At 67.1% G+C, this 23700-nt stretch carries 19 protein-coding genes; 11 read left to right on the forward strand and 8 right to left on the reverse strand.

The features are described 5' to 3' along the window. Positions 1–20: 20 nt before the first annotated feature. The 4 genes from sufB to HUW53_RS05350 all read left to right on the forward strand — a co-directional run bounded on the left by sufB (position 21) and on the right by HUW53_RS05350 (position 4444). Positions 21–1493: a Fe-S cluster assembly protein SufB gene (sufB, locus tag HUW53_RS05335; protein ID WP_237344720.1), complete on the forward strand. Its 1473-nt coding sequence runs from the start codon at positions 21–23 to the stop codon at positions 1491–1493. Between the two features lie 112 nt (positions 1494–1605). Beyond that, a complete protein-coding gene (sufC, locus tag HUW53_RS05340) occupies positions 1606–2355 on the forward strand; it encodes a Fe-S cluster assembly ATPase SufC (protein WP_237344721.1) in 750 nt (249 codons plus the stop codon). 10 nt (positions 2356–2365) lie between these two features. Continuing rightward, a complete protein-coding gene (sufD, locus tag HUW53_RS05345) occupies positions 2366–3664 on the forward strand; it encodes a Fe-S cluster assembly protein SufD (RefSeq protein WP_237344722.1) in 1299 nt (432 codons plus the stop codon). A gap of 369 nt (positions 3665–4033) precedes the next feature. Then, positions 4034–4444, forward strand: coding sequence for an SUF system Fe-S cluster assembly protein (locus tag HUW53_RS05350; RefSeq protein WP_237344723.1), 411 nt, complete (start codon positions 4034–4036; stop codon positions 4442–4444). A 411-nt stretch (positions 4445–4855) separates the two neighbouring features. On the opposite strand, the gene HUW53_RS05355 is transcribed toward HUW53_RS05350, so the two are convergent. After that, entirely contained in the window at positions 4856–8536 is a 3681-nt protein-coding gene (locus HUW53_RS05355) for a sensor domain-containing protein (protein ID WP_237344724.1), read from the reverse strand. Between the two features lie 223 nt (positions 8537–8759). Between HUW53_RS05355 and HUW53_RS05360 the strand changes: the two genes are divergently transcribed. Further along, positions 8760–9164, forward strand: coding sequence for a HesB/IscA family protein (locus HUW53_RS05360; RefSeq protein WP_237344725.1), 405 nt, complete (start codon positions 8760–8762; stop codon positions 9162–9164). Between the two features lie 756 nt (positions 9165–9920). Beyond that, positions 9921–10574 (forward strand): invasion associated locus B family protein, encoded by a 654-nt coding sequence (locus tag HUW53_RS05365; RefSeq protein WP_237344726.1) that lies wholly within the window; start codon positions 9921–9923, stop codon positions 10572–10574. Between the two features lie 280 nt (positions 10575–10854). On the opposite strand, the gene HUW53_RS05370 is transcribed toward HUW53_RS05365, so the two are convergent. Beyond that, complete coding sequence (locus HUW53_RS05370; RefSeq protein ID WP_237344727.1) at positions 10855–11805, reverse strand: hypothetical protein; 951 nt, start codon at positions 11803–11805, stop codon at positions 10855–10857. A 253-nt stretch (positions 11806–12058) separates the two neighbouring features. Here HUW53_RS05370 and HUW53_RS05375 point away from each other — a divergent pair, with 253 nt between their 5' ends. Both HUW53_RS05375 and HUW53_RS05380 read left to right on the forward strand, forming a co-directional pair. Continuing rightward, a complete protein-coding gene (locus HUW53_RS05375; RefSeq protein WP_237344728.1) occupies positions 12059–12655 on the forward strand; it encodes a superoxide dismutase in 597 nt (198 codons plus the stop codon). A 376-nt stretch (positions 12656–13031) separates the two neighbouring features. After that, on the forward strand, positions 13032–14672 hold the full coding sequence (locus HUW53_RS05380) for an ArnT family glycosyltransferase (RefSeq protein WP_237344729.1): 1641 nt from the start codon (positions 13032–13034) through the stop codon (positions 14670–14672). Between the two features lie 190 nt (positions 14673–14862). Here the strand turns inward: HUW53_RS05380 and HUW53_RS05385 are convergent, their stop codons facing one another. Continuing rightward, the gene (locus HUW53_RS05385; RefSeq protein ID WP_237344730.1) at positions 14863–15846 is read right to left on the reverse strand and encodes a zinc transporter ZntB; all 984 of its coding nucleotides are present in this window, start codon (positions 15844–15846) and stop codon (positions 14863–14865) included. Between the two features lie 116 nt (positions 15847–15962). Continuing rightward, positions 15963–16859 carry an amino acid ABC transporter substrate-binding protein gene (locus HUW53_RS05390; RefSeq protein WP_237344731.1) on the reverse strand — a complete coding sequence of 299 codons (897 nt, stop codon included), beginning with the start codon at positions 16857–16859 and terminating at the stop codon, positions 15963–15965. Positions 16860–17035: 176 nt separating this feature from the next. On the opposite strand from HUW53_RS05390, the gene HUW53_RS05395 reads away from it, so the two are divergent. Genes HUW53_RS05395 through HUW53_RS05405 form a run of 3 tightly spaced genes read left to right on the forward strand, consistent with a single transcriptional unit; the run spans position 17036 to position 19643 of the window. Beyond that, a complete protein-coding gene (locus HUW53_RS05395; protein WP_237344732.1) occupies positions 17036–18037 on the forward strand; it encodes an ABC transporter substrate-binding protein in 1002 nt (333 codons plus the stop codon). Between the two features lie 10 nt (positions 18038–18047). Next, complete coding sequence (locus HUW53_RS05400) at positions 18048–18857, forward strand: ABC transporter permease (RefSeq protein WP_237344733.1); 810 nt, start codon at positions 18048–18050, stop codon at positions 18855–18857. 3 nt (positions 18858–18860) lie between these two features. Further along, on the forward strand, positions 18861–19643 hold the full coding sequence (locus HUW53_RS05405) for an ABC transporter ATP-binding protein (protein WP_237344734.1): 783 nt from the start codon (positions 18861–18863) through the stop codon (positions 19641–19643). Positions 19644–19658: 15 nt separating this feature from the next. Here the strand turns inward: HUW53_RS05405 and HUW53_RS05410 are convergent, their stop codons facing one another. The 4 genes from HUW53_RS05410 to rfbB all read right to left on the reverse strand — a co-directional run bounded on the left by HUW53_RS05410 (position 19659) and on the right by rfbB (position 23608). After that, on the reverse strand, positions 19659–20570 hold the full coding sequence (locus tag HUW53_RS05410; RefSeq protein ID WP_237344735.1) for an NAD(P)/FAD-dependent oxidoreductase: 912 nt from the start codon (positions 20568–20570) through the stop codon (positions 19659–19661). Between the two features lie 172 nt (positions 20571–20742). Next, positions 20743–21519 carry a ferredoxin--NADP reductase gene (locus HUW53_RS05415; protein ID WP_237344736.1) on the reverse strand — a complete coding sequence of 259 codons (777 nt, stop codon included), beginning with the start codon at positions 21517–21519 and terminating at the stop codon, positions 20743–20745. Positions 21520–21656: 137 nt separating this feature from the next. Continuing rightward, the gene (gene rfbD / locus HUW53_RS05420; RefSeq protein WP_307500038.1) at positions 21657–22547 is read right to left on the reverse strand and encodes a dTDP-4-dehydrorhamnose reductase; all 891 of its coding nucleotides are present in this window, start codon (positions 22545–22547) and stop codon (positions 21657–21659) included. Beyond that, entirely contained in the window at positions 22547–23608 is a 1062-nt protein-coding gene (rfbB, locus tag HUW53_RS05425) for a dTDP-glucose 4,6-dehydratase (protein WP_237344737.1), read from the reverse strand. The genes rfbD and rfbB overlap by 1 nt, the downstream gene beginning before the upstream one ends. Positions 23609–23700 lie beyond the last annotated feature (92 nt).

The raw sequence follows: 23700 nt of genomic DNA on the forward strand, positions 1-23700 counted from the left end.
CGCGGGAGAGGAGACGTGAAATGTCTGCCGTCCAGGAGACCGTCGCGCAGGTGCGCGCGATCGATGTGGATCAGTACAAATACGGGTTCGTGACTGACATCGAGAGCGAAAAGGCGCCCAAGGGTCTGTCCGAGGAGATCGTCCGCTATATCTCGGCTCAGAAGAACGAGCCGGAGTGGATGCTGGAAATGCGGCTCGACGCCTATCGCCGCTGGCTGACCATGCGTGAGCCGACCTGGGCGCGGGTGAGCTATCCGAAGATCGACTTCCAGGCCTATTATTATTTCGCGCGCCCCAAGGCGGCGCCCAAGTCCATCGACGAGATCGACCCGGAAATCCTCAAGACCTACGCAAAGCTCGGCATCCCCTTGCGCGAGCGCGATGCGCTGCTGGGCATCGAGAACACCGATCGGCCCAAGGTGGCGGTGGACGCGGTGTTCGACAGCGTCTCGGTGGCCACCACCTTCAAGGCCGAGCTGGCCAAGGCGGGCGTCATCTTCTGCGCCATCTCGGAAGCCATTCGCGAGCATCCCGAGCTGGTGCGCAAATATCTCGGTTCCGTGGTTCCGGTATCCGACAATTTCTATGCGACCCTCAACGCGGCGGTGTTCTCCGACGGCTCGTTCGTCTACATCCCGCCGGGCGTGCGCTGTCCCATGGAGCTGTCCACTTACTTCCGCATCAACGAGAAGAACACCGGCCAGTTCGAGCGCACCCTCATCATCGCCGATGAAGGGTCCTATGTGAGCTATCTGGAAGGCTGCACCGCCCCCCAGCGCGACGAAAACCAGCTTCACGCCGCCGTGGTCGAGCTGGTGGCCATGAAGGACGCGGAGATCAAATATTCCACCGTCCAGAACTGGTATCCCGGCGACAAGGACGGCAAGGGCGGCATCTACAATTTCGTGACCAAGCGCGGCGATTGCCGGGGCGACAATTCCAAGATCTCCTGGACCCAGGTGGAGACCGGATCGGCCATCACCTGGAAATACCCGAGCTGCATTCTGCGCGGCGACAATTCCAGCGGCGAGTTCTATTCCATCGCCATCTCGAACGGTCACCAGCAGGTGGATTCGGGCACCAAGATGGTGCACCTGGGCAAGAACACGTCGAGCCGCATCATCTCCAAGGGCATTTCGGCGGGCCGCTCCAACAACACCTATCGCGGCCTCGTCTCGGCGCACAAGAAGGCGACCGGCGCCCGCAACTTCACCAATTGCGATTCGCTGCTCATCGGTGACACCTGCGGCGCGCACACCGTGCCCTACATGGAGGCGAGGAACGCCTCCGCCATGTTCGAGCACGAGGCGACCACCTCCAAGATCTCCGAGGACCAGCTCTTTTATTGCCTCCAGCGCGGGCTGTCCCAAGAGGAGGCGGTGGCGCTCATCGTGAACGGCTTCGTGCGCGACGTGCTCCAGCACCTGCCCATGGAGTTCGCCGTGGAGGCGCAGAAGCTGATCGCGGTCAGCCTCGAAGGCTCGGTGGGCTGACCGCCGGAGCCTAGGTCCCAACCCATGTTGCCGCCCGGAGCGGGCGGCGGACCGCGGAAGCGATGGCGCCAGGGCGCCCCCCGCGTGAAAACGGCATCAAGGACTTTGAGACATGCTCGACATCAGAAACCTGCACGCCCGCATCGGCGACAAGGAAATCATCAAGGGGCTCAACCTCACCGTGCCCGCGGGCGAGGTGCACGCCATCATGGGTCCCAACGGCTCCGGCAAGTCCACCTTGTCCTATGTGCTTTCGGGCAAGGAAGATTACGAGGTGACGGCGGGCTCGGTCATGTTCGACGGTCGCGATCTGCTGGCGCTGACGGCGAGCGAGCGGGCGGCGGCCGGGGTGTTCCTCGCGTTCCAATACCCGGTCGAGGTGCCCGGCGTCGCCAACATGACCTTCCTGCGGGCCGCCCTCAACGCCCAGCGGCGCACCCGTGGCGAGGCCGAGATCTCCACCCCGGACTTCCTGCGCCTCATCAAGGAGAAGGCACCGCCGCTCGGGATCTCCCAGGAGATGCTGCGGCGCGGGGTCAATGTCGGCTTCTCCGGTGGCGAGAAGAAGCGCAACGAGGTGCTCCAGATGGCGCTGCTGGAGCCCAAGCTGTGCATTCTCGACGAAGCGGATTCCGGGCTCGACATCGACGCGCTGAAGGTGGTGTCGGAGGGCGTGAACGCGCTGCGCTCGCCTGAGCGCTCCATGCTGGTCATCACCCATTACCAGCGCCTGCTCGACCATATCGTGCCGGACGTGATTCATGTGATGCACCAGGGCCGCATCGTGCGCACGGGCGGCAAGGAACTGGCGCTGGAGCTGGAGGAGACCGGCTATGCCGCCTATGGCGCGGACGCCGCGTGAGGTCGCCGCCATGACCACAGAACCGCAAGCCGATCCGCGCCCCGTGCGCACCGCCGCCGAACAGGCCTTCGCCGCGATGCTGGCGGCGGCGCCGGCCGACGGCTCCAGCCGCATCGGCGCGCTGCGCCGCGACGCGGCCGCAGCCTTCCTCCGGAACGGGCTGCCTCACCGGCGGGTCGAGGCGTGGCACTATACGGATCTCAGGGCCTTGCTGCGGGCGGCTCCGCCGCGCGCCCCTGGCGATGCCGCGCCGGCCGAGGCGATCGCCTTTCCGCGCGCGGCGCGCGTCACCCTCACCGATGGGACAGTGGGACCGCTGCCGGCGGATCTGCCGCCGGGGGTGAGCCTTCTGTCCCTCGCCGATGCCATCGCCGCCGATCATCCGTTGCTCGATCGGCTCGGGGCGGAGGCGCCGGACCGGTACGACGCCGCGCTGGCGCTCAACACCGCCCTGCTCGGATCGGGCGTGGTGTTGCATGTGGCGGCGGGTGTGACGGTGGAGCGGCCGATCCAGGTGGCCCAGGTGGTCACGGGCGGGACATCCGTTTTCACGCGCCTCCTGGTGGTGGTGGAGGAGGGGGCATCCCTCTCCCTCATCGAGAGTTTCGAGGGGCCGGCCGGCGTGCCTTACCTCGACGACGCTGTGGCGGACGTGTTCGCGGGCGACGGCGCGGTGCTGGACCATGTGCGGGTTCAGGCGGAAGGGGCGGCGGCGACCCATCTCGGCACGCTGGGGATCGAGCTGGGCCGCGCCGCGCGCTACGACCTGTTCGTGCTGACCCTGGGCGCGGCCTTGTCGCGGCTGACCGTGCGTGGGCGCTTCGGCGGGCCCGGCAGCCATATGGGCGTGCGCGGAGCAAGCCTGCTCGCCGGCCGCTGCCATGCGGACGTGACCTTGTTCGTGGACCACGCCGTGGGGGGGTGCGACAGCCGGGAGCTGTTCAAAACGGTGCTGGCCGATGCCGCCCGCGGCGTGTTCCAGGGCAAGATCCTGGTGCGTCCGGATGCGCAGAAGACCGATGGCCGCATGATGAGCCAGGCCCTGCTGCTCTCGGGCGACGCGGAGATGGACAACAAGCCCGAGCTGGAAATCTTCGCCGACGATGTACAATGCGGCCACGGCGCCACGGTCGGCGCGCTCGACGGCAAGATGCTATTCTATCTCATGTCGCGGGGCCTGCCGCAGCGCGAGGCGGAGATGGTGTTGATCCAGGCCTTTGTCGGGGAAGCGGTGGAGCATGTGGCCGATCCGGCCGTGCGCGAGGTGCTGGTTGCCCGCATGGCGGCATGGCTCGCGGCCCGCGGCTAGAGCAGTTTCAGCAAAAGTGTGCAGCGGTTTTGCGTCTGAAATTGCGATAAAATAAGGAGCTAGAGCGTTTTCGGTGAACCGGAGTCCACCGAAAACGCTCTAGGCGCGGTGCCGGGCGCAGGTGCGGCCACAAGGCGCGGGCGGTGTGAAGGCGTTGCATGCACGGCCGTTTGGGCTGATATGGAAGGCGGCTCCCGGTCTTGCGGTGCAGCACGCCGACGTTTCGGTGTGCGGCGGCAGGGGCGGGCGCCCGGTGCCTGACTCCCAAGGCCGTGGTGCCCGAGGCCGTTACACCAAAGTTCGACATCTGGTCCCACATTTGGAAAACCGCCATTCCGGCGCCCGGCCCATGGCACAGGATGTGTTCGCATGACCGAGACCCAGGCCCACGAGGCCACTCCCCAGGCCACCCCCGAGACCGCTCAGGACACCGGGGCCCTGCCGCAGAGCCATTCCAGCATCCCGCAGGATGAGCTGACGCGCCTGACCGAGGCGATTGTGGATGGCCTGAAGACGGTGTTCGATCCCGAGATTCCCGTGGACATCTACGAGCTTGGCCTCATCTACAAGGTGGACATCGCCGACGATCGCGCGGTTGCGATTCTGATGACCCTGACCACCCCCAATTGCCCCGCCGCCGCCGAGCTGCCGGGCATGGTGGAAAGCGCGATCCTGGCGGTGCCCGGCGTGTCCGGCGCGAAGGTGGAGATCACCTTCGATCCGCCGTGGGACCAGGGCCGCATGTCGGACGAGGCGCGCGCCACCTTGAACCTGTGGTGAGGCCGCCGCGCCGGCCGTCTGCCGCCGCGCGTGCTGGAGACGGGTCTTCATGGGCGTGAAGCCTTCATGGGCGTGAAGCGCGATGCGTGCCGCTGCGCCCGCCGCACCGCGCTTCGGCCGACGGGGCGGCGGGCGGTCTTCCTCCTGTGCCGTGGATGAAGGGCGCCCCGGAGGCGCCCTTTCGCGCGCTTGGGGCGTCATCGACCCGGCGGGAAACCGCGCGGGATCTGCGTTCATGATCGTGCCGTCACGCCGCAACCCAGAGCCTTCGGGTTCCGGCCGCCGGGCCATGAGGTTTTCTTGACTGGTGGTGGCCCGCGGGCCGTCATCGGCTCGCGGGGGCGTCTCGATCACTCCCGCCCTCGCTCCCCCCGCTACGGCAAGGGGCCGTGGCCGCGATGGGGCCCGCCATCACGACGTGGCGGCCGTTTCCAGGGAGGTCAGTGCTTCCAATGCCACCTGCTTGTCGGGGAAACGGGCCTCGATGTCGGCCACCATCAGCGGGCGGCTGAACAGGAAGCCCTGTCCGAGGTCGCACGCGTGGCGCCGCAGGAAGTCATATTGCTCTTTCGTTTCGATGCCCTCGGCCACCACCTCCATGCCGAGGGCCTTCGCCACGGCGATGATGGCGACCGTGATCTCGCCGTCCGCCGCGGAGCGTGGCAGATCGCGGATGAAGCTGCGGTCGATCTTGAGCTTGGAGATCGGAAAGCGCTTCAGGTAGCCGAGCGAGGAATAGCCGGTGCCGAAATCATCCAGGGCGATGCGCACCCCCATCTGGGAGAGGGCTTGGCACTTCTGCTCGGCGGCCGCGCGCGCTTCGAACAGCATGCCCTCGGTGATCTCCACCTCCAGCCGCTCGGGCGGCAGGCCGGTCCGGTGCAGCACTTCGGTGACCTTGACGCAGATGGCCTCGCGGCTGAATTGGCGGGGCGAGAGATTGACGGCCACATAGTCGCAGACGATGCCGTCGCGGAGCCAGGCCGCCATTTGGCGGCAGGCTTCCTCCAGCACCCAGTCGCCCAGCGGGACGATAAGGCCGGTCTCTTCGGCAAACGGGATGAAGCGGTCGGGTGGCACCAGCCCGCGCGTCGGGCTGCGCCAGCGCACCAGGGCTTCGACGCCCCGGATATGCCCCGTCATCAGCTCCACGCACGGCTGATAATGGATCTCGAACTCCTTGCGCGCCAAGGCGCGGCGCAGCTCGGTCTCCAGCTCGATGCGGGACTTGGCGCTTTGGGTGAGCTCCTGGGTATAGAAACTGTAGCTGCCGCGCCCGTTGCTCTTGGCCTCGAACAGGGCCGAATTGGCATGCTGCACCAGCTTCTGGGCGGTGTCGGCATCCTCCGGGTAAAGCGAGATGCCGACGCTCGCGCCCACATAGACTTCATGGCCGTCCGGAAACACATAGGGCGCGCCGAGCGCGGTGATGATGGCGGTTGCGGTTGCGGTTGCGTCCTGGGGACTCTTCCTCTCGTCGAGGATGACGAGGAATTCGTCGGCCCCGTAGCGGCCGAGGGTGCCGTTGCCGCCAAGGACGTTACGCATGCGGGCGGCTGACATCTGGAGCACCTGGTCACCGGCCACATGACCGTAGCTTTCGTTCACCGTCTTGAAGCGATCGAGGTCGACGCACAGCACGGCGCAGCGGGCGCCGGGGCGGTTTACGGCATGGTCGAGGAGGGAGGAAAGCAGGGTCCGGTTGGGCAGATCGGTGAGCGGATCGTAGTGGGCGATGCGGTCCAGCTCGAACTCGGACCGCCTGATCGCAGTGATGTCGTGGAAGGCGCCGATGAAGTTCTGGGGCGCGCCATCGGCGTCATACACCGTGCTGATGACGAGCTGCTGTAGAAACACTTCTCCATTCTTGCGCCGGTTCCAGATCTCACCTTGCCAGATGCCATTCTTCTGAATGTCACGCCACATCTGGTGATAGAAGCTCGCGTCGTGGCGGCCCGACCGCATGACATGCATGTTTCGCCCCGCCACTTCGGTTTCCGTATAGCCGGTGATGCGGGTGAATGCGGGGTTGACGGTGGAGATGGTTCCGCTGAGGTCGGTGACTACCAGTCCCTCGTTCGAGTTGGCGAAGACGGCCGCGGTGAGGCGCAGATGGCGTTCGCTGCGCTTGCTCTCAGTCACGTCGGCGAGCATCCCGACCAGCCTTTCGACCATGCCGTTCCGGTCACGCTTGGCCCAGCCGCGGAGCCGGAAGTCGTGATAGGAGCCGTCGACGTGACGGATGCGCACATCCACTTCGAGCAGGTCAAGGCCAGCGTTGCGCAGGCTGTGCCAGGCCTGACGGAACAGGGGGCGATCCTCGGGATGCAGCAGGTCGCACCACAGACGGGCGAGGTCGATCGGGGCATCGGGCGACAAGCCCAGCAGCGCGTGGCAGCGGGTGGAGAGATAGAGCGCCGCCCCGCTGCGGCGCCAGTCCCAGACGCCCTGCTCGGTGCTGCGCACGGCGAGCTCGAAACGCTCCTGGCTTTCGAGCAGGGCCAGTTCCTGTGCCCGGCACTCCGACATGTCCTGGGCGACGACGATGAAGTAGTCCGGCGTGCCCTTGGCGGTCCGGGCGAGGGATGTGGTGCAGGCGAGCCAGACTTCCGAGCCGTCCTTGCGGGTGTGGCGCTGTTCCGTCTGCACGTTCGGCACCTCGCCGGTGAGCAGGGCACGCCACAGGCGAATGTCGTCGGCCCGTTCGTCGGGCCGGCGCACCGCGCCGTAAAGGTGGCCCCACAACTCGGCCTTGGTGTAGCCGAGCAGGTCGCAGAAGGTCTGATTGACGTTGAGGAATGTGTCGTCCAGGCCGACATGGGCGAGGCCGACGGCCGCCTGCTCGAAGGTGGAGCGGAAGCGGATCTCCGCGTGATCGAGCGCGCGTGCCTGGGCCATGATGCGCGCCGTCGCCCGCCGCTTGGCGGATTCGGTGACGGCAAAGCCGATGGCGAACGCGAGCACCAGGGACAGCCCCGCCACCGCCGCGGACAAGCCGGCGAGGGTCTGGGCATCGCCCAGCACTTCGTCGATATCGATCTTCGCGACGAGATCGGCGGGCGTGCCCGGCAGGTGGCGCCGGAATGCGAGCACCGGGCGGCCGAGGTGGTCGGTTCCGATTCCCATCTGGCTGCCGTTGGGCGTGGCGGCGAAGTCATAGCTGCGCGCGTTGATGGTGGTCCGCAAGGGCGCCGCGCCGTCGCCCCTCTGCGGCGAGGTGATGACCCAGCGTCCATCGGCGGCGGGGCGGATGAAGAAGATGTCGGCGCTCTTTGAGCCGCGCAAGGTGTCCGCCAACAGCGGGTAGATGAATTGCGACGCCGCTGTTTCCGCCAGCAGAACGCCTTGGACGGAGCCCGTCTTGTCGGCGGCATCGACGATGGGGGCGAGAATGCCGCTGCGGATATCGTCGTTGCCGGCATCCCAGAGCGGCACGAACGCGGGGCGCCGCGTCTCGACCACCTGGCGCAGGATGTCGGGCAGATTCGGTGGCGCGGCCCAGCCCTTCGCGGTGCCGAGGATCCGCCGTCCGCCGGCGTCGAAGACCTGGAACGCGGAGAAGTCGAAGCTGACGGTGGCCTGTTGCAGCAGGGTGCGCGCCTCGCCTTCGGCGGGGCCGGCGCGGCCGATCTCATGGTCGCGGATGGCGGCGGACAGCGCGGGAAGGGCGGCGAGCGCCTGGGTGGCGGTGGTTCGCAGATCGCGTTGCCGCAGCAATGTGCGGCCCTGTACCTCTGTCACTCCGGACAGATAGCGGCGGTTGTCATTGAGCAGGCGCCGCGAGGCGGTGTCGTAGGTATAGGCGATGCCGGCCACCACGGCGATGCTCAGAGCCAGCGTGGCGATGGCGACGTGCACGAGCCTGGGCGTGAACCTGCGGCCACGCGCCCCACCGCGGTTGATGCGCCGCAGGATCAGCAGCAGCAGCGGCGCCGAGAAGGCGACGAAAAGGGCATTGCGATAGGGGCTGATCGCCGTCGCCACGTCCGGTCCGATAAGGCGGGAGAGCAACGCATCCGGAACGAGCAGCCAAGTGCCTGCGGTGACCACATAGGCGATCGTCAGGGCCAGGTTTTGACTGCGAATGAACATCTCGAACTCAAACTCTCGATCGGAACGGGCGATGATGGGTCAGTCGATGGCAAAACAATGCAGCGCAGGCTCCCTGTTGCCGATCCGGCCGCGCGCTGCGCGGTGACATACGATGGCCTATGGTCCAATGAGCGGGATCCGGTGCCTTGCCGGCTCCGGTCCCAGCCACCACTTAAGGGCACAGCAGCGTCCCCAGCCGAGGGACGCGGACTGGAGCAATTTCATGAGCGACGTTTCTCCGCCGCCGGGGGCCACACGTTCACGTCCACCGATACTCCGCATCACCGACGCGGCCGCCACGCGTCTGAAGGAGCTTCTGTCCATTGCCGAACGGCCCGGAGAGCTGGTCCGACTCGGCGTCGCCAGCGGCGGCTGCGCCGGCATGTCCTATACAATGGAGTATACCAATGACATCGGGCCGTTGGATACCGTCGTCGAGGACAAGGGGGTGCGCGTTGTGATCGATTCCAAGGCGCTGATGTTCCTGCTCGGAACGGAGATGGACTTTCAGGTGGACAAAATGTCCGCGCAGTTTGTGTTCAATAATCCGAATCAGGTGTCTTCCTGCGGTTGCGGCGAATCGGTGTCCCTGGCCGCCGCGGACGTGTCGGCTTATCCCCAGCCCTGATCGGTGCGGGCGTGGGCACGGCGGGCGCGTGGGCGTATCGTGCCGGGGCTGGTGGCGACGCGGACGTGGCGAAATCGGTAGACGCAGCAGACTTCAATTGGAGTGCCCGCGGGGAAATCCGCGGCGTAGAACCGCTCAAAGTCGGGGAACGCTAACGGGCGAAGGCCCCAGGCCAATCCCGAGCCAAGCCGCCGGCCGAGACCTGTGCCCGGCCGGGGGAAGGTGTAGAGACTGGACGGGCGGCGCCTAAAGCCCCGTTGCCACAGGCAAACGGGGCCATGGCGAAGGGACAGTCCAGACCACGAACGCCAGGGGCGGCGGCGAAAGCCGAAGTGGTACGAAAATCTGCCTCCCTCTGGGAGTACGGGTTCGAGTCCCGTCGTCCGCACCACGTTCCAGAACCATTTTCCGAAATCATGTTCCTGCGGCTTCTTCACGCGGCTTCACGGCGCCCCGTCTGTCCCGGAAGGTCCGGTCCGCGGGCGGATGCGGCCAAGATCTGTCGCGGAAAGCGGCGCGCAGGTGTAAAATACAACCTAAACGTGCTAGCTCGCCTCGATCAATCGGTCGATACCACGCCCGGCGGTACCGAAGCCGGTTTCGACATGTGCTCCTCGATGCGGACCTGCGGCGATTTCGGCGCGGTGACCGCAGGCGATGGATGCGGTGTCGGATGTCCCGCCGGAGCCGTGACGTCCCCGCGTTCCGCCGATGCACCGCATCGTGTCATCCTGCCTTGATCCGAGGTTTCCTTCGATGGCCTCTCCCGTTCGTCTTTCCGAATCCCGTCGCCGCCCGGTCCTGGTCCCGCTCCTGGCGGCGGCGCTGAGCCTCCCCCTGGTGACGGGCTGCGGTACGGCCTTCGCCCAGGCCACCGGCACGCCCGCTGCCGCGCAGGCCAAGAAGCCCGCAGCGACGGCGCCGGCTTCTGCTGCCCCTGCGGCTACGGCCGACGCCGGCAACCCGCAGGCTACCACCGCCACCTATGGCGACTGGGTGGTGCGTTGCGTGGTGCCACAGCCCCAGGCCCCGCGCGTCTGCGAGGCGGTGACGGGTGTCCAGGCCCAGGGCCAGCAGGGCCTCCTGGCGCAGGTGGTGGTGGGCCGCCCGGCCAAGGACCAGCCGGTGCACCTCATCGTGCAGCTTCCGGCCGGGGTATTCCTGCCGCCGGGCACGACGCTCTATCTCGACGAGAAGGCGCAGAGCGGCATTGCTGCCGCCTTTTCCACCTGTCCGCGGGGCTGCTTCGCGGATGCGGAGCTGAAGGCCGATCAGCTTTCCGCCCTCAAGGCGGCCAAGGGCCCCGGCCGGCTGGAATTCGTGGACGGCGCCCACAAGCGCATCGCGGTGCCGATTTCCCTCAACGGCTTCGCCGCCGCCGCCGAAGCAGCCCTCAATCCCAAGGACTGAGTCGGCGCCGCCCCGGCTGCATCCGAACACTGCGGTCCAAGGCGCGGCATCCAAGGCGCGGCATCCAAGACATTTCGAAGGCCGGGGCCGCGCGCCCCGGCTTTTTTATGGGCGGGTTCCGGCTTCCCCACAGGATGCGCCCTGCCCGGCGCGCGCCCTTGGCGGAGCATCCCAAAGGCCCATGGGTTTGAGCCGCGGGCCTTTGGGTCAACCTGATCGGTGCCTGAGCGGAGCCATGGGATACCCGCTTGGCACCGGTCAAAGACCGGGGCGATCGATGTCAGCGCATCTGCTGGGCCCGCGCCACGTGGTCGCGCAGCTCCTGAAGGGAGGCAAAGCGCACCACGCCGTCGGGAAGCTCCGCCTGGATCGAGCCGTCGGAATACAGGGTATAGGCCATGCCGCCGACGATGCCTGACTTCAGGATGCGCGGCTCGTCGGGGAGGGGGGCGACGACTTCCGGCTCCGGCGCTGGCGTGGCGCTGGGAAGCTGTGGCTGAGGCGGCTGCTGTGGCTGCGGCTCCTCAGGGCGTTGCGCCCGCGGCGGAACGTCCAGGCCGGGGCGCGGCCGGGCCGGTGCTGGAGCGCCGTCCTGCCTGGCGGCCGCTTCGGCGCGCCGCTTCAGCCGTTCGCGGCGGGCCCTGACCATCGGGTCCTCGGCCGGCGGCGACTGCGGTGCTCCGGGCGGCACCGGCGCTTGCGGGGCTGGGGCCTGTTCCGCCGGCGCTTCCGTCTGTGGCTGCGGCGCCGAGGGCGTCAGCGGAGCCGGCTCGCGGGATGGCCGGTGGCTGAAGTCGAATCCACCCTGCCGGCGGACCTGGGGCGGCTGTCGCGCCTCGTTTTCCGGCTGGGGCTCGGCTTCGGAGGCATTCTGCGGCGCGTCATCCGGCCGCGGCGCATCGCTGGCGGGGGCTGGCTGGTCCACACGGCCGTGTCGGCGCGGGGCCGGCTCCTCCGCATCCGCGGGGATCTCGTCCACCGGGATCTCCTCCGCCGGCTCACGCACCAATTGCCCGCGGCCGATGGCGGTCTCGATGCGCTGGGACAGGCGTTCCATCTGGCGCAGCACGAGGCCCATGGCGGTGATGACGAGGCCGCCGGAAGCCGCTACCGCACCAGTGGTGATGAGCGTGTTCCCGAAGGTGGTGACGAAGACGAAGATTCCGATCGCAATGACAAAAAGTCCGGCGAGCGCGATCAGTATGCCGAGAAGGACTAGAAACCACCACATCCCGCTACCCCACTCCGCTGTACCGGCGTCGTCCGTTCGCGAGAGACCGACGGCCGGTTGCCCCATTGAGCTATCCGCCTGGATGTGACGCCTCGGTGGCGGCGCACCCAGAAAATTGGCGAGATCGTGGTTGTTTGGCGCACGACCCCGCCCTATCTAGTTCGCAGCTCGGTCGCTCCGCATCTCCCGGCCTCAGGTTGGGACCTGCGATCTGGCGCCGAGTTTCGTGCCGGATCGTTTGCGGAGATGTTTCATGTCCTTTACCCTGCCCGACCTGCCTTATTCCTATGATGCGCTCGCGCCCTACATGTCGCGTGAGACCCTGGAGTACCACCACGACAAGCACCATCTCGCTTATGTTAATAATGGCAACAATCTCCTAAAGGGAACTGAATTTGAAGGAAAATCCCTTGAGGAGGTCGTGAAGGGTTCCTACGGCAAGGTTCCCGGGCTCTTCAACAATGCTGGTCAGCACTATAACCACCTCCATTTCTGGAATTGGCTGAAGCCGAACGGCGGTGGCGCCATCCCCGGTGAGATCGAGAAGAAGATCATCGAGGACATCGGTTCGGTCGAAAAGTTCAAGGAAGATTTCATCGCCGCGGGCGTCGGCCAGTTCGGCTCGGGCTGGGCTTGGCTTTCCCTCAAGGACGGCAAGCTTGAGGTCTCCAAGACCCCCAATGGCGAGAACCCGCTGATCCACGGCGCGACCCCCATCCTCGGCGTCGACGTGTGGGAACATTCTTATTATATCGATTATCGTAACCGCCGCCCTGACTATCTGAAGGCGTTCATCGACCACCTGGTCAACTGGGACTATGTGGCCGAGCTGTATAGCAAGGCAGTCTGATTTTCGGACAAAATGCCGGAGGGGACCGGTCCGGCCTTCGGGGCGGAGCGGTCCTTTCCGTTCGGGGTCTTAAGTCTGGTCGCGATGTGGGACGCCGCGCGGGAGCGTGGCTATTTTTTTGCCAGCTACCGTTTTAGCGGCGCGAATATTCTTTTACAAAACGTGCGGCTAACGTTACGCCATGTCTAAAATGCCTTAATTGTGGCCTTCATCGGCATAATCTTGTTGCAGTTCCAAGGTAGCCGTTCTTATCTGCGGCTGCGTTCGCGGCCTTGTCCTCCGTGGGGTGCTGGGGGCGCCGTCTCCTGGTGCCGTCGTGCGGGGCAGGGTGGCGGATGGGCGCTCCTTTCTGTTTTTCGTTTGGGGTCCTGCGTTCATGTGGAGTTTGCCTGACAGCCGGCGGCCGGGCGCGATCGCCGATGCCTGCTCCATCGCTCTGCTGCTGCTGCTCGCGGCGATCGCCGCCCTGACCTTCGCCGATTACGGGCTCGGGTGGGACGACTTCACCCATTCGCAATACGGCGATCTTCTGTATAAATATTTCGCGTCGGGGATGACGCAACGGAAAGTCTTTTCCTTCGTCAACCTGTACTATTATGGCGGCGGCTTCGACCTGTTGTCGGACATGCTGGCAAAGGTGTTGCCGGTGGACGTGTTCGACATCCGCCGCTTCCTCGGCGGCGTGGTCGGAATGGCGGGCTTCGTGCTCGTGTGGCGTATCTCGCGCCGCCTCGCGGGACCGGTGGCGGGCTTCGCCGCCATCGCCCTGCTGGCCATCTGCCCGCTCTATTACGGGCACATGTTCATGAACGCCAAAGACGCGCCGTTCGCGGTGGCGGTGGCGGGATTGATCTATGCCACGGTGCGGGCGTTCGACGAGTTTCCCAGCCCGACGCCCCGTTCGGTGACGCTGTTCGGCCTTTTCCTGGGTCTGGCCGTGGGCACGCGCGTGGTCGGCATCATGACCGGGATTTATATCGTCACGGCGATCGGCTTTCTGTTCCTGGTCATCTGGCGCCACGATGGCCTGAAGGCCAGCGCGTCGCAGGTGGGGCGGTTCGTCCTCCTGCTGTCGCTCGGCTTGCCGCTGGCCTATTTCGTGCTCGGCGTGGTGTGGCCCTGGGGCGTGGCGGACCCCGCCAACCCCTCGTATGCGCTGAAATATTATTCCAAGTTCTGGGAAGTTCCGTGGCGCGAGATGTTCGAGGGGCGCCCGATCCTGGTGCCGGACATGCCGCGCAGCTATGTGCCGACGCTGTTTTCGGTGCAGATGCCGGAACTGTTCCTGGGCCTCACCCTGGCGGGCGCGGCTGCTGCTTTGGTGGCGGTGTTCGCGGGCCGGGACACGCCGGCCCGGCGCGCGCGCCTCATCGTGGTGCTGATGGCAGCCCTGTTTCCGATCCTGCTGGTGGTGACCACCCGGCCGGTGGTCTACAACGGCATCCGCCATTTCGTGTTCATCTCGCCCTCGCTGGCCATCCTCGGCGGCCTCGCGGCCGGATGGGGCTGGGACAAGGTGAGTTCCTGGGTGCGCGCGGGACGCGTGGTTGCGGTGCGCAGCGTTCTCGCGGCGGTGTTCGCGGTGGGCGTCCTGCTGCCGGCGGCCAGCTTCTATCAGCTTCACCCGTATGAATATACCTATTACAATCATTTCGTCGGCGGCATCAAGGGCGCCGAGAAGATGTTCATGCTCGATTATTGGGGCCTTGCCTTCAAGCAGGCCACCGAGGAGCTGGACGAATATGTGGAATCCCATCGCCATAGCCTGCCGCAGGGGCGCAAGCTCCGGGTGGCGGTCTGCGGGCCGCGGTTCGCCGCGGCGGCGGAGCTCGGTCCGCGCTATGAAACGACCTATGACAGCCAGACCGCCGATTTCTATCTGGCGCTCGGCGAGTTCTATTGCGCCGAGGTGAAGGCGCCGGTGCTGGTGAAGATCGAGCGCGACGGCGTCACTTACGCCCGCGTGTTCGACGTGCGCGGGCGCCCCTTTCCGAGCGTGTTCGCCTCCGGACAGTGAAGACGCGGTCGCCGGGGCGGTGTCGTGGGTTGTGAAGGCCGGGTGGCGCACCGCACCCGGCCTTTCATTTGCGCCGGCGGGGCAGGAGTGATGTCGGCGCTCCCGGTCCCGGCGGCGACCGCGCCGACGGGCCAGCCCTCGACGGATGCCTTTGGACCCGATGTGGCGCGGCCTGCGGCGGGGCCGGCCTTCAGATCCAGCGCAGGCGGCGGAAGGCCCACAGGAAGAACAGGCCCAGGGCGATCAGGATCACGGTGACGATCCAGAAGCCTTCGCCATCCTGGGATCCGGGAATGCCGCCCACATTCATGCCGAACATGCCGGAGATGAGGGTGAGCGGGGCGAACACCACCGTCACCACCGCCAGCACGAGCATGGATTGGTTCATCTGCTCGGAGCGGCGGTCCACCATCTGGTCGCGGATGACGGCGGCGCGCTCGCGCACGCTGTCGAGCTCTTCGGTGAAACGCGTCACACGGTCGGCGGCGTCGCGCAAGCGGTTACGATCCTTGGGGCCGAGCCAGTCGTCGTCTTCGAGGGAGAAGTGGTTGAGGGCCTCGCGCTGGGGGGCGATGTGGCGGCGCAATTTGATGGCCACCCGGCGCAATACCGCCACCTTGGGCAGCAGGACCGAGCTTTCCTCCTTGGCGACAGAGTCTTCCAGGTCGTCGGCCTCGTCGATCAGGCTGTTCACCACGGCGTCCAGCCGGTCCACCAGGCGCATGGCGAGCTCGGCTACGAACTCGCCCTGGGTGCGTGGGCAGCGGCCGCGCCTCAGCATGTCCTCGTAATCGCCGATGGCGGACAGCGATTCGTGCTGCACCGAGATGATTCGCTTGGTGTCGATCCACAGGTGGACGGTGATAAGCTCTTCCGGTAGCGCATTGCGTTGCAGGTTGATGCCGCGCAGCGAGAGCAGGGCGCCATCGGCGAACACCGCGCAGCGCGGCCGCGCCTCCGCTTCCACCAGCGCTTCGATGGCGGAGGGGTCGATGCCCGAGCTCTCACGCAGCCATTTCTGCGGCGCGCGTTCCAGGTGGCGGAAGTGGAGCCACAGGAAACCCTCCGCCGGCGCCGGATTGCTCAGGATCTCGGTCCAGCCGATGGGGGTGGCGGCGCCCTTGCCGTCAAAGGACCAGGCGGAGAGCAAGCCTTCAGCTTCCAGACCGTTCATGGGCAATCCGTATGGCAATTCATGTGGGGAAGAGGTTCGGCCCCTTCCTGGCACGATTGCACGACGCAAGGAAGTCGGTGTCGCAAGGGCATTTCAAGCCTGAGGCACCGCCCGCGCTATCGCGGCACGCCGTTGATGACGAACAGGGCGTTGAGGAACTGGTCGGGCGGGAACTTGCCGAAGGTGCGGGCATAGATGTCGCGGATGCGCTCGGTGCGGTACAGGTCGGCCAAAGTGGTGTCCACCAGCAGGCGGAACGCCTGATCGCCGCGCGGCAGCGCCAGGGCGTAGGTCTCGAAGGTGAAATACTGGTCCGAAAGCGCCAGCTTGCCGGCATAGGGGCTGTTGGTGATGAGGTAATAGAGGATGCCGCGATCGCCGAAATAGGCGTCGAGCTTGCCCTCCGCCAGCATCTTGAGCCCCTCGGGGTGATCGTTGACGGCCACCACATCGGCGCTGACGTGCATCTGTCCGAGGGTGGTCCGCAGGGTTTCCTCGGTGGTGGTGCCCTTCAGCACACCCACCTTGCGCCCGGCGAGGTCTTCCAGGCCCTTCACCGGCGCGCCGCGGGTGACGACGCCGGCGCCATCGATGAAGGTGGGCAGCGAAAAATCCACCATGGCGCGCCGCGACATGGTCATGGACGAGGGTTCGCACAGGATGTCCACCCGCCCGTCGCGCACCGCCTGGAAGCGGTCCTCGGCGGTCACCTTCACATATTCGATGTTCAGCCGGGGCAGCTTGAGCGCCTTGCCCACCCCGGTGGCCACCTCCCGGCACAGGTCCACGATGTAGCCGGCGGGCTGACCATCGGCGGTCGAATAGGAATAGGGCGGGGCGAAATGGCGATAGCCGATGCGAAAGGTCTGGCTGGAGGCCACCTTGTCCAAGGTCTGCGCCGCCGCCGCCGAAACGGATGCCGGCAACAGGGCGGCCAGCAGGATCAACAGCCGCATCGGATTGGCCAGCATCGCGTTTCCCCCATCGTCATTGAGACCGGTGGATGCTGCCATCTTGCCGTCCAAAACGCCACCCGCCTGCCGGGCCGGCGGCGGGTCGCAGGGTTGCGGCGCCCGGCCGCGACATCGTGCCGGTCGGTGCGGGCGTGAAGTCCGCGGACGGCTCGTGTTATATCGGTAAGGATATAGCATATGCTCCGGTTCGGGCGGGTTTGCAGGGGGACGGTTTCATGAGTGGATTGCTTTCGCGCCGGCAGATGCTCAGCGCCTTCGCCGCGTCCGGCCTTGCCGCGATGGGCGCGGGCGGCCTGTCGCGGGCCTTCGCCAAGCCGGCGGAGGGGCTTGAGATTCTCGGGGCGCCGAACGGCTCCACCATCGTGCTGGTGCGCCTTTTGGCCTCTGGCGGGCTGAATGCCGCCGCCCCCGGCTCCACTTTCCGGCTGTGGCGCGACACGGACGACCTGAGGGCCGCCATCGTCTCCGACCGCACCCGCCTGTTCACCACCCCCACCCATGTGCCCGCCAACCTCGCCAATCGCGGGCTACCGCTGAAGCTGTTCTGCATTCTCTCCATGGGGCATCTCACGGTGGTGAGCGCCGACGACAGCATCAAGGATCTGAAGGACCTCGCCGGCAAGGACGTGCTCGGATTCTTCCGCAACGACATGCCGGACCTCGTGTTCCGCGCCTGCCTGAAAGGGGCGGGCATGGACCCCGACAAGGATGTGAAGCTCACCTATGTGCAGACGCCCATGGAGGCGGCGCAGATGCTCGTCGCCGGGCGCGTGACCACCGCCGTCCTGTCGGAGCCGCCCGCTACCGCCGCCATCATGATGGCCAAGCAGGCCGGCAAGAGCCTCTACCGCGCCGTGAACCTTCAGACGGTATGGCGCGATCAGCACAACGGCCTGGGCCTGCCCATGGCCGGCATCGCCGTGCACGAGAAGCTGATCGAGGACAATCCGGAGGTGATCGCGGCCCTGCGCACCGGCCTCGTGCCCGCCAAGGACTGGGTGCTGGCCAACACCGCCGCCGCCGGTGAGCTGGCTCAGGAGAAGATGGGCATGAAGGCCCCCATCTTCGCCGCCTCACTCGATCATTTCAACGTGGTCGCCACCGGCGCGAAGGCGCTGAAGCCCGGCCTTGTCGCCTTCTATGAGACCATCTTGTCCATGCAGCCGGACGCTCTCGGCGGGAAGCTGCCGCCGGACGATTTCTATCTCGACATGTGAGGCGGGCGGCATGAGCGTATCGGCCTCCGCATCGCCCTTCGGGGGCAGGGTGGCGCGCTGGGGCTGGGGCACGCTGGGTGTGCTCGGGCTTCTGGCGGCCTGGCAATGGGGCTTCTACGCCCTTGGGCCGTTCGTACTGCCCTCGCTCCAGGACACGGCGCGGGCGCTGTGGCGGCTGTTCGCGGAGGGGTTGGCGCTGCCGGCCCTGGCGGCAACCGCGAGCCATGCGCTCGGCGGCTTCGTGGTGGGGGGCGCCGCCGGGCTGGTGCTGGGGTTCGCGGGCGGGCTGGTGATGCCGGTGGGCGCCATGGCCGCGCCGGTGCTCATCATGATTCTTGGCACGCCGCCCATCGCCTGGGTGGTGCTGGCGCTGCTGTGGTTCGGGCCGGGCGGCGGGGCACCGGCCTTCACGGTGGCGGTCACCGCCGCGCCGATCGTGTTCCTCGCCGCGCTCCAGGGGGTGCGCAGCCGTGATCCACGGCTTCAGGAGATGGCGCGTGTCTATCGTGCGCCGGTCTGGCAGCAGGCCACCGACCTGATCCTGCCGGCGCTCGCCGACCATCTGGTGCCCGCGTTCGCCACCGCGTTGGCGTTTTCCTTCAAGGTGGCGGTGATGGCCGAGGTGCTCAGCGGATCGGACGGGGTGGGCGGCGGCATCGCCAATGCGCGGGCTTATCTTGATCTCGCCGAAACCATGGCCTGGATCGTGCTGGTGGTGGCATTCCTGCTGCTGGCGGATGCGGTGCTGCTGGCGCCCCTGCGCGGCTGGCTCGCGGCCCGCACCAGCGCGGCGGCGGCGGTGCCGATGGCGGGAGGCTGAGCCATGTTGAGTTTCAACGGCGTCCGGCTCGCCTTTGCCGATGGGGTGGTGCTCGACCAGATCGACCTTGAGGTGCGTGCGGGCGAACTGGTGGTGCTGATCGGCCGCTCGGGCTGTGGCAAGACCACCTTGCTGCGTCTCGCCGCCGGCACCGAGCAGCCGAGCGCCGGCACCCTGCGCAATGGGTTTGCCAATGCGAGCATGGTGTTCCAGGAGCCGCGGCTGCTGCCCTGGGCCGATGCGCGGGACAATGCGGCCTTCGGCCTGAAGGCGCGCGGCGACGCGCGGGCGGAGCGGCATGCGACGGCGGCCGATATTCTGACCCGGTTCGGCTTTTCGGAGTGCGATCTCGGCAAGCGGCCCGCCGCCCTTTCCGGTGGCATGCAGCAGCGGGTGGCCATTGCCCGCGCCCTGGCGGTGGCGCCGGATCTGGTGTTGATGGATGAGCCGTTTTCCGCGCTCGACGTGGGCTTGCGGCAGGAGCTTCAGGCCCTGGTGCGGCGGGAGGTGGAGCGGGCGGGCACGGCGGTGCTGTTCGTCACCCACGATCTGGCCGAGGCGGTGCGCCTGGCGGATCGCATCGTGGTGTTGTCGCCGCGTCCCTCGCGGGTGGTGGCCGAGGTGTCCCAGGCGCCGGCGAGCGATCCTGGCGATATCTATGAGGCGGCGGCGGCGTTGATGCGCCGGCCGGAGGTGGCCGCCGCGCTGGCGGCGCCGCTCCGCCCGATCCGGGCCGCTGTCACGCCTTCGCCGATGGCCGAGGTTGCCCCCGCGGCGGGCGAATGACCGGACGGCGCGCCGTTAGTCCTCCGCGGACCGGCTGGCCCGGACCCGTTCCACGAAACGGGTGACGGCATCCTGCTCCAGGCTGCGCTGAATAGCCTTGGCCGCCACCACCCCGTCGGCCATGGAGGTGATGCAGCACGGGTGCATGCGCTGGGCGATCTCGCCGATGGCGTAAAGGTTGGGAATGGAGGTCTGGCACTCGGGATCGGTCTCGACGAAGCCGCGCGCGGTGCGGGCAAGGTCGAGGTGGCCGGCATAGGGCAGATAGGGCTCCCAGCCATAGAGCACCACCAGGCGGTCGTAACGGCGGTCGGCCACGGCTGGGCGTTCCGGCTCCACATGATAGAGGCCGATGCGCACGTCGTTGGCGGGCACTTTTTCCAGGAACTCGCGGCGGGCGCGGATGCTGCGGGCATAGATGTGCACCGTGGCGGCCCCCCGCTTGCGCACGAACATATAGTTCTCGAACGCGTTGTCGCCGCCCCCGAGAATGGCCACCTCCTGGCCGTCGAAGGCGGCGTTGAACATGGTGCGGCCGGGGCCGATGAGCACCTGGTCGGAAGCCGCGAGCCCCCCCTTCACCGGCCGCACGCCGGTGGCGAGCACGGCGGCGCGGGCGAACACCATGGCGCCGCTGGTGGTGGTGGCGCGGAACCCGCCATCGATCACATCAAGCGTGCTCACCCCTTCGCCCAGGCGGCACACGATGTCATGGGCGAGAACGTGGTGGTGGATGTCGCCCGCCACCTCGTATCCGGTGCGGTTGGGCGCCGAGGCGATCCATTCGTTGGGATAGGGGTTGTCGTTCTGCAAGCCGCCCAGGGTCGCGCGCCGCTCGATGAGGCAGGGGCGGAAGCCCAGCATCTTGAGCCACAGGGCGCAGGAGGCCCCGGCGGGGCCGCCGCCGATGATGACCGCGTCGAACATGCCTCGATCTGTCCCGCGCCCCGCGATGGGTCTTCGTCCGTGGCGGGCGGCCCCGCGTCGTCGCGGATCACCCGTGACCGCATTAGGGCGTCTCGCATCAGCGAACGCAAGAGGCCGTCGCGCTGGGCGTCACCCGACGGCCTAGCGCCAGGCGTCCGCTGCCGGCCGCCGTTCAGCGCTCCACGAAGGCCTTCTCGATCACATAATGGCCGGGCTCCGACTGGCTGCCCTCCTTGAAGCCGCGCGCCTCCAGGAGCGCCACTGTGTCCTTCAGCATCGCCGGGCTGCCGCAGAGCATCATGCGGTCTTCCTCCGGCGACATCATGGGCATGCCGATATCGGAAAAGAGCTTGCCGGAGGACATGAGGTCCGTCAGCCGGCCCTGGTTGCGGAACGGCTCGCGGGTGACGGTGGGGTAATAGATGAGCTTCTGCTTCACCTCCGCGCCGATATATTCATCGTTCGGCAGGTCCTTGGTGAAGAAGTCCTCATAGGCCAGCTCGGCCACCGTGCGGGTGCCGTGGATGAGGATGATCTTCTCGAAACGCTCGTACGCGTCCGGGTCCTTGGTGACCGACAGGAACGGGGCGAGGCCGGTGCCCGTGGACAGCAGATAGAGCCGCTTGCCGGGCAACAGGTTGTCCTGGATCAGGGTGCCGGTGGGCTTGCGGCCGACGAGGATCTTGTCGCCCACCTTGAGGTGCTGGAGGCGCGAGGTGAGGGGTCCGTTCTGCACCTTGATGGAGAAGAACTGGAGGTCTTCCTCGTAATTGGCGCTCGCCATGGAATAAGCGCGCAGCAGCGGGCGACCGTCCACCATCAGGCCGATCATGGTGAATTGCCCGTTGAGGAAGCGGAAGCCGGGATCGCGGGTACAGGTGAAGGTGAAGAGGCGGTCCGTCCAGTGGTGGACACTCTTGACGGTTTCCTCGAGGAAATTGCTGCTCATCTCAAAATCCGGCAGGGCATGCCCCGAACGGCTCGCCCGCTGGCGACGGTTTCAGGGCGCATCAGGAAAAAACGCGCCGCACCGTACAAGATGCGCGCGATGCGAAAAAGTGCGACGGCGTGTCCGCCCGCCCCGCTTCAGGCCCCCGCCGGGGGCTCGGCGAGCAGGGTCTCCACCACCTCGGCCACCCGCGTCTGCCAGGGGGCAGCGCGCACGCCGAAGGTGCGGTGGAACAGGTCGCTGGCGAGCTGCGAATTGGCCGGGCGCTTGGCCGGGGTGGGATAGTCGGCGGTGGTGATGGGCGCCACCTCTGGCGTCCGTCCCAGCCGCGGGCCCGCCACGCGCACGATCTCGGCCGCGAAACCGTGCCAGGTGGTCGCCCCGTCTCCAGCGAAATGATAGGTGCCCCAACGGGCGTCGCCCCCGGCGGCGGCCGCTGCCGCCGTCAGCAGGGCGTCGGCAAGGTCCCTTGTGGCGGTGGGGCAGCCGCGCTGGTCGGCGACGATGGTCAGGCGGTCCCGCTCGCGGGCGAGGCGCAGCACCGTCTTCAGGAAATTGTGGCCATGGGCGCCATAGACCCACGAGGTGCGCACGATGACGTGGCGCTCGGTGGCCGAGCGCACGGCGGACTCGCCCGCCGCCTTGGTGCGACCGTAGACGCCCAGCGGCGCCACCGGGTCCTGCTCCACATAAGGCGCGGGCTTGGTGCCGTCGAAGACGTAATCGGTGGACACATGGACAAGGGGCGTGCGGTAGCGCTCGCAGCGCTCGGCGATGTGCGCGGGTGCGAAGGCATTGATGCGCGCGGCGTGCTCGGGCTCGCTCTCGGCCTTGTCCACGGCGGTATAGGCGGCGGCGTTCACCACCACGTCCGGCCGCTGCGCCTCCAGGGCGCGCGCCACCGCCACCGGATCGCAGATGTCGAGGGCGGTGTGGTCGAGCCCGATCAGCTCAAGCTCCTTCCCTGAGGCCAGATCGGTGATCTCCCGGCCGAGCTGGCCGCCGGCGCCGAACAGCAGGATGCGCATCAGGAGGCTTTCTCCACGGGGGTGAGACCGAGCCGCTGGCCCTGGTAGCGCTGCCGCAGCGGCTCCCACCAGGTGCGGTTGTCGAGGTACCATTGAACAGTGCTGGCGATGCCGTCCTCGAACGAATGGCGCGGCGACCAGCCAAGCTCGCGATGGAGCTTGGAGAAGTCGATGGCATAGCGCGCGTCATGCCCCGGCCGGTCGGCCACGAAGCGGATGAGGCGCGCGCGCGGGCCGGCGGTGTCCGGCACCTTGGCGTCGAGGGCAGCGCAGATGGTGTGCACCACGTCGATGTTACGCTGCTCGCTGGCGCCGCCCACATTGTAGCTCTCGCCCGGCCGCCCACGGGTGGCGATGGTGAACAGCGCTTCCGCGTGGTCCTCCACATAAAGCCAGTCGCGCACGTTCTCGCCGGTGCCGTAGACCGGCAGCTCGGCCCCCTCCAGAGCGTTGAGGATGACGAGCGGGATCAGCTTTTCGGGAAAGTGGTAGGGCCCGTAATTATTGGAGCAGTTGGACATGACCGCCGGCAGGCCATAGGTGTGGTGCCAGGCCCGCACCAGATGGTCGGACGCCGCCTTCGAGGCCGAATAGGGCGAGTTCGGCGCATAGGGGGTGTCCTCGCGGAACAGCCCCTCCGGCCCCAGGGAGCCGAATACCTCGTCGGTGGAGATGTGGTGGAAGCGGAAAGCGACCTTCTGAGCTTCGGGCAGGGCGCGCCAATAGTCCAGCACCTCCTGCAGCAGCGCGAAGGTGCCCACCACATTGGTGGTGATGAAGGCCGCCGGCCCGTCGATGGAGCGGTCCACATGGGATTCTGCCGCCAGGTGCATCACCAGGTCGGGCTTGAATGCGGCGAGCGCCGCCCGCACCGCGGCGGCATCGCAGATGTCGGCCTTGAGGAAGCGATGGCGCGGATTGTCGCTCACCGGCGCCAGGGAGGCGAGGTTGCCGGCATAGGTCAGCTTGTCGAAGGTGAGCGCCTCGTGTCCGAGGCCCACCACATATCGCACCACCGCGGAGCCGATGAAGCCCGCGCCACCCGTGATCAGAACCCGCATCTTGCCTTCACGCCTGTCGTTGCTGGCGCCCCTATACACCATCGGGGGCGCCAAAGCATTCCGTGCGAAACCGGGGCTGCGGGATGGGCTGA

The sequence above is a fragment of the Xanthobacter agilis genome (assembly GCF_021730435.1).
Lineage (GTDB): Bacteria > Pseudomonadota > Alphaproteobacteria > Rhizobiales > Xanthobacteraceae > Xanthobacter > Xanthobacter agilis.

What these genes read in the sequence shown, in the direction of transcription:
- sufB (WP_237344720.1), top strand. Translation starts at nt 21, where the DNA reads ATGTCTGCCGTCCAGGAGACCGTCGCGCAGGTGCGCGCGATCGATGTG.
- sufC (WP_237344721.1), top strand. Translation starts at nt 1,606, where the DNA reads ATGCTCGACATCAGAAACCTGCACGCCCGCATCGGCGACAAGGAAATC.
- sufD (WP_237344722.1), top strand. Translation starts at nt 2,366, where the DNA reads ATGACCACAGAACCGCAAGCCGATCCGCGCCCCGTGCGCACCGCCGCC.
- HUW53_RS05350 (WP_237344723.1), top strand. Translation starts at nt 4,034, where the DNA reads ATGACCGAGACCCAGGCCCACGAGGCCACTCCCCAGGCCACCCCCGAG.
- HUW53_RS05355 (WP_237344724.1), bottom strand. Translation starts at nt 8,536, where the DNA reads ATGTTCATTCGCAGTCAAAACCTGGCCCTGACGATCGCCTATGTGGTC.
- HUW53_RS05360 (WP_237344725.1), top strand. Translation starts at nt 8,760, where the DNA reads ATGAGCGACGTTTCTCCGCCGCCGGGGGCCACACGTTCACGTCCACCG.
- HUW53_RS05365 (WP_237344726.1), top strand. Translation starts at nt 9,921, where the DNA reads ATGGCCTCTCCCGTTCGTCTTTCCGAATCCCGTCGCCGCCCGGTCCTG.
- HUW53_RS05370 (WP_237344727.1), bottom strand. Translation starts at nt 11,805, where the DNA reads ATGTGGTGGTTTCTAGTCCTTCTCGGCATACTGATCGCGCTCGCCGGA.
- HUW53_RS05375 (WP_237344728.1), top strand. Translation starts at nt 12,059, where the DNA reads ATGTCCTTTACCCTGCCCGACCTGCCTTATTCCTATGATGCGCTCGCG.
- HUW53_RS05380 (WP_237344729.1), top strand. Translation starts at nt 13,032, where the DNA reads ATGTGGAGTTTGCCTGACAGCCGGCGGCCGGGCGCGATCGCCGATGCC.
- HUW53_RS05385 (WP_237344730.1), bottom strand. Translation starts at nt 15,846, where the DNA reads ATGAACGGTCTGGAAGCTGAAGGCTTGCTCTCCGCCTGGTCCTTTGAC.
- HUW53_RS05390 (WP_237344731.1), bottom strand. Translation starts at nt 16,859, where the DNA reads ATGGCAGCATCCACCGGTCTCAATGACGATGGGGGAAACGCGATGCTG.
- HUW53_RS05395 (WP_237344732.1), top strand. Translation starts at nt 17,036, where the DNA reads ATGAGTGGATTGCTTTCGCGCCGGCAGATGCTCAGCGCCTTCGCCGCG.
- HUW53_RS05400 (WP_237344733.1), top strand. Translation starts at nt 18,048, where the DNA reads ATGAGCGTATCGGCCTCCGCATCGCCCTTCGGGGGCAGGGTGGCGCGC.
- HUW53_RS05405 (WP_237344734.1), top strand. Translation starts at nt 18,861, where the DNA reads ATGTTGAGTTTCAACGGCGTCCGGCTCGCCTTTGCCGATGGGGTGGTG.
- HUW53_RS05410 (WP_237344735.1), bottom strand. Translation starts at nt 20,570, where the DNA reads ATGTTCGACGCGGTCATCATCGGCGGCGGCCCCGCCGGGGCCTCCTGC.
- HUW53_RS05415 (WP_237344736.1), bottom strand. Translation starts at nt 21,519, where the DNA reads ATGAGCAGCAATTTCCTCGAGGAAACCGTCAAGAGTGTCCACCACTGG.
- rfbD (WP_307500038.1), bottom strand. Translation starts at nt 22,547, where the DNA reads ATGCGCATCCTGCTGTTCGGCGCCGGCGGCCAGCTCGGCCGGGAGATC.
- rfbB (WP_237344737.1), bottom strand. Translation starts at nt 23,608, where the DNA reads ATGCGGGTTCTGATCACGGGTGGCGCGGGCTTCATCGGCTCCGCGGTG.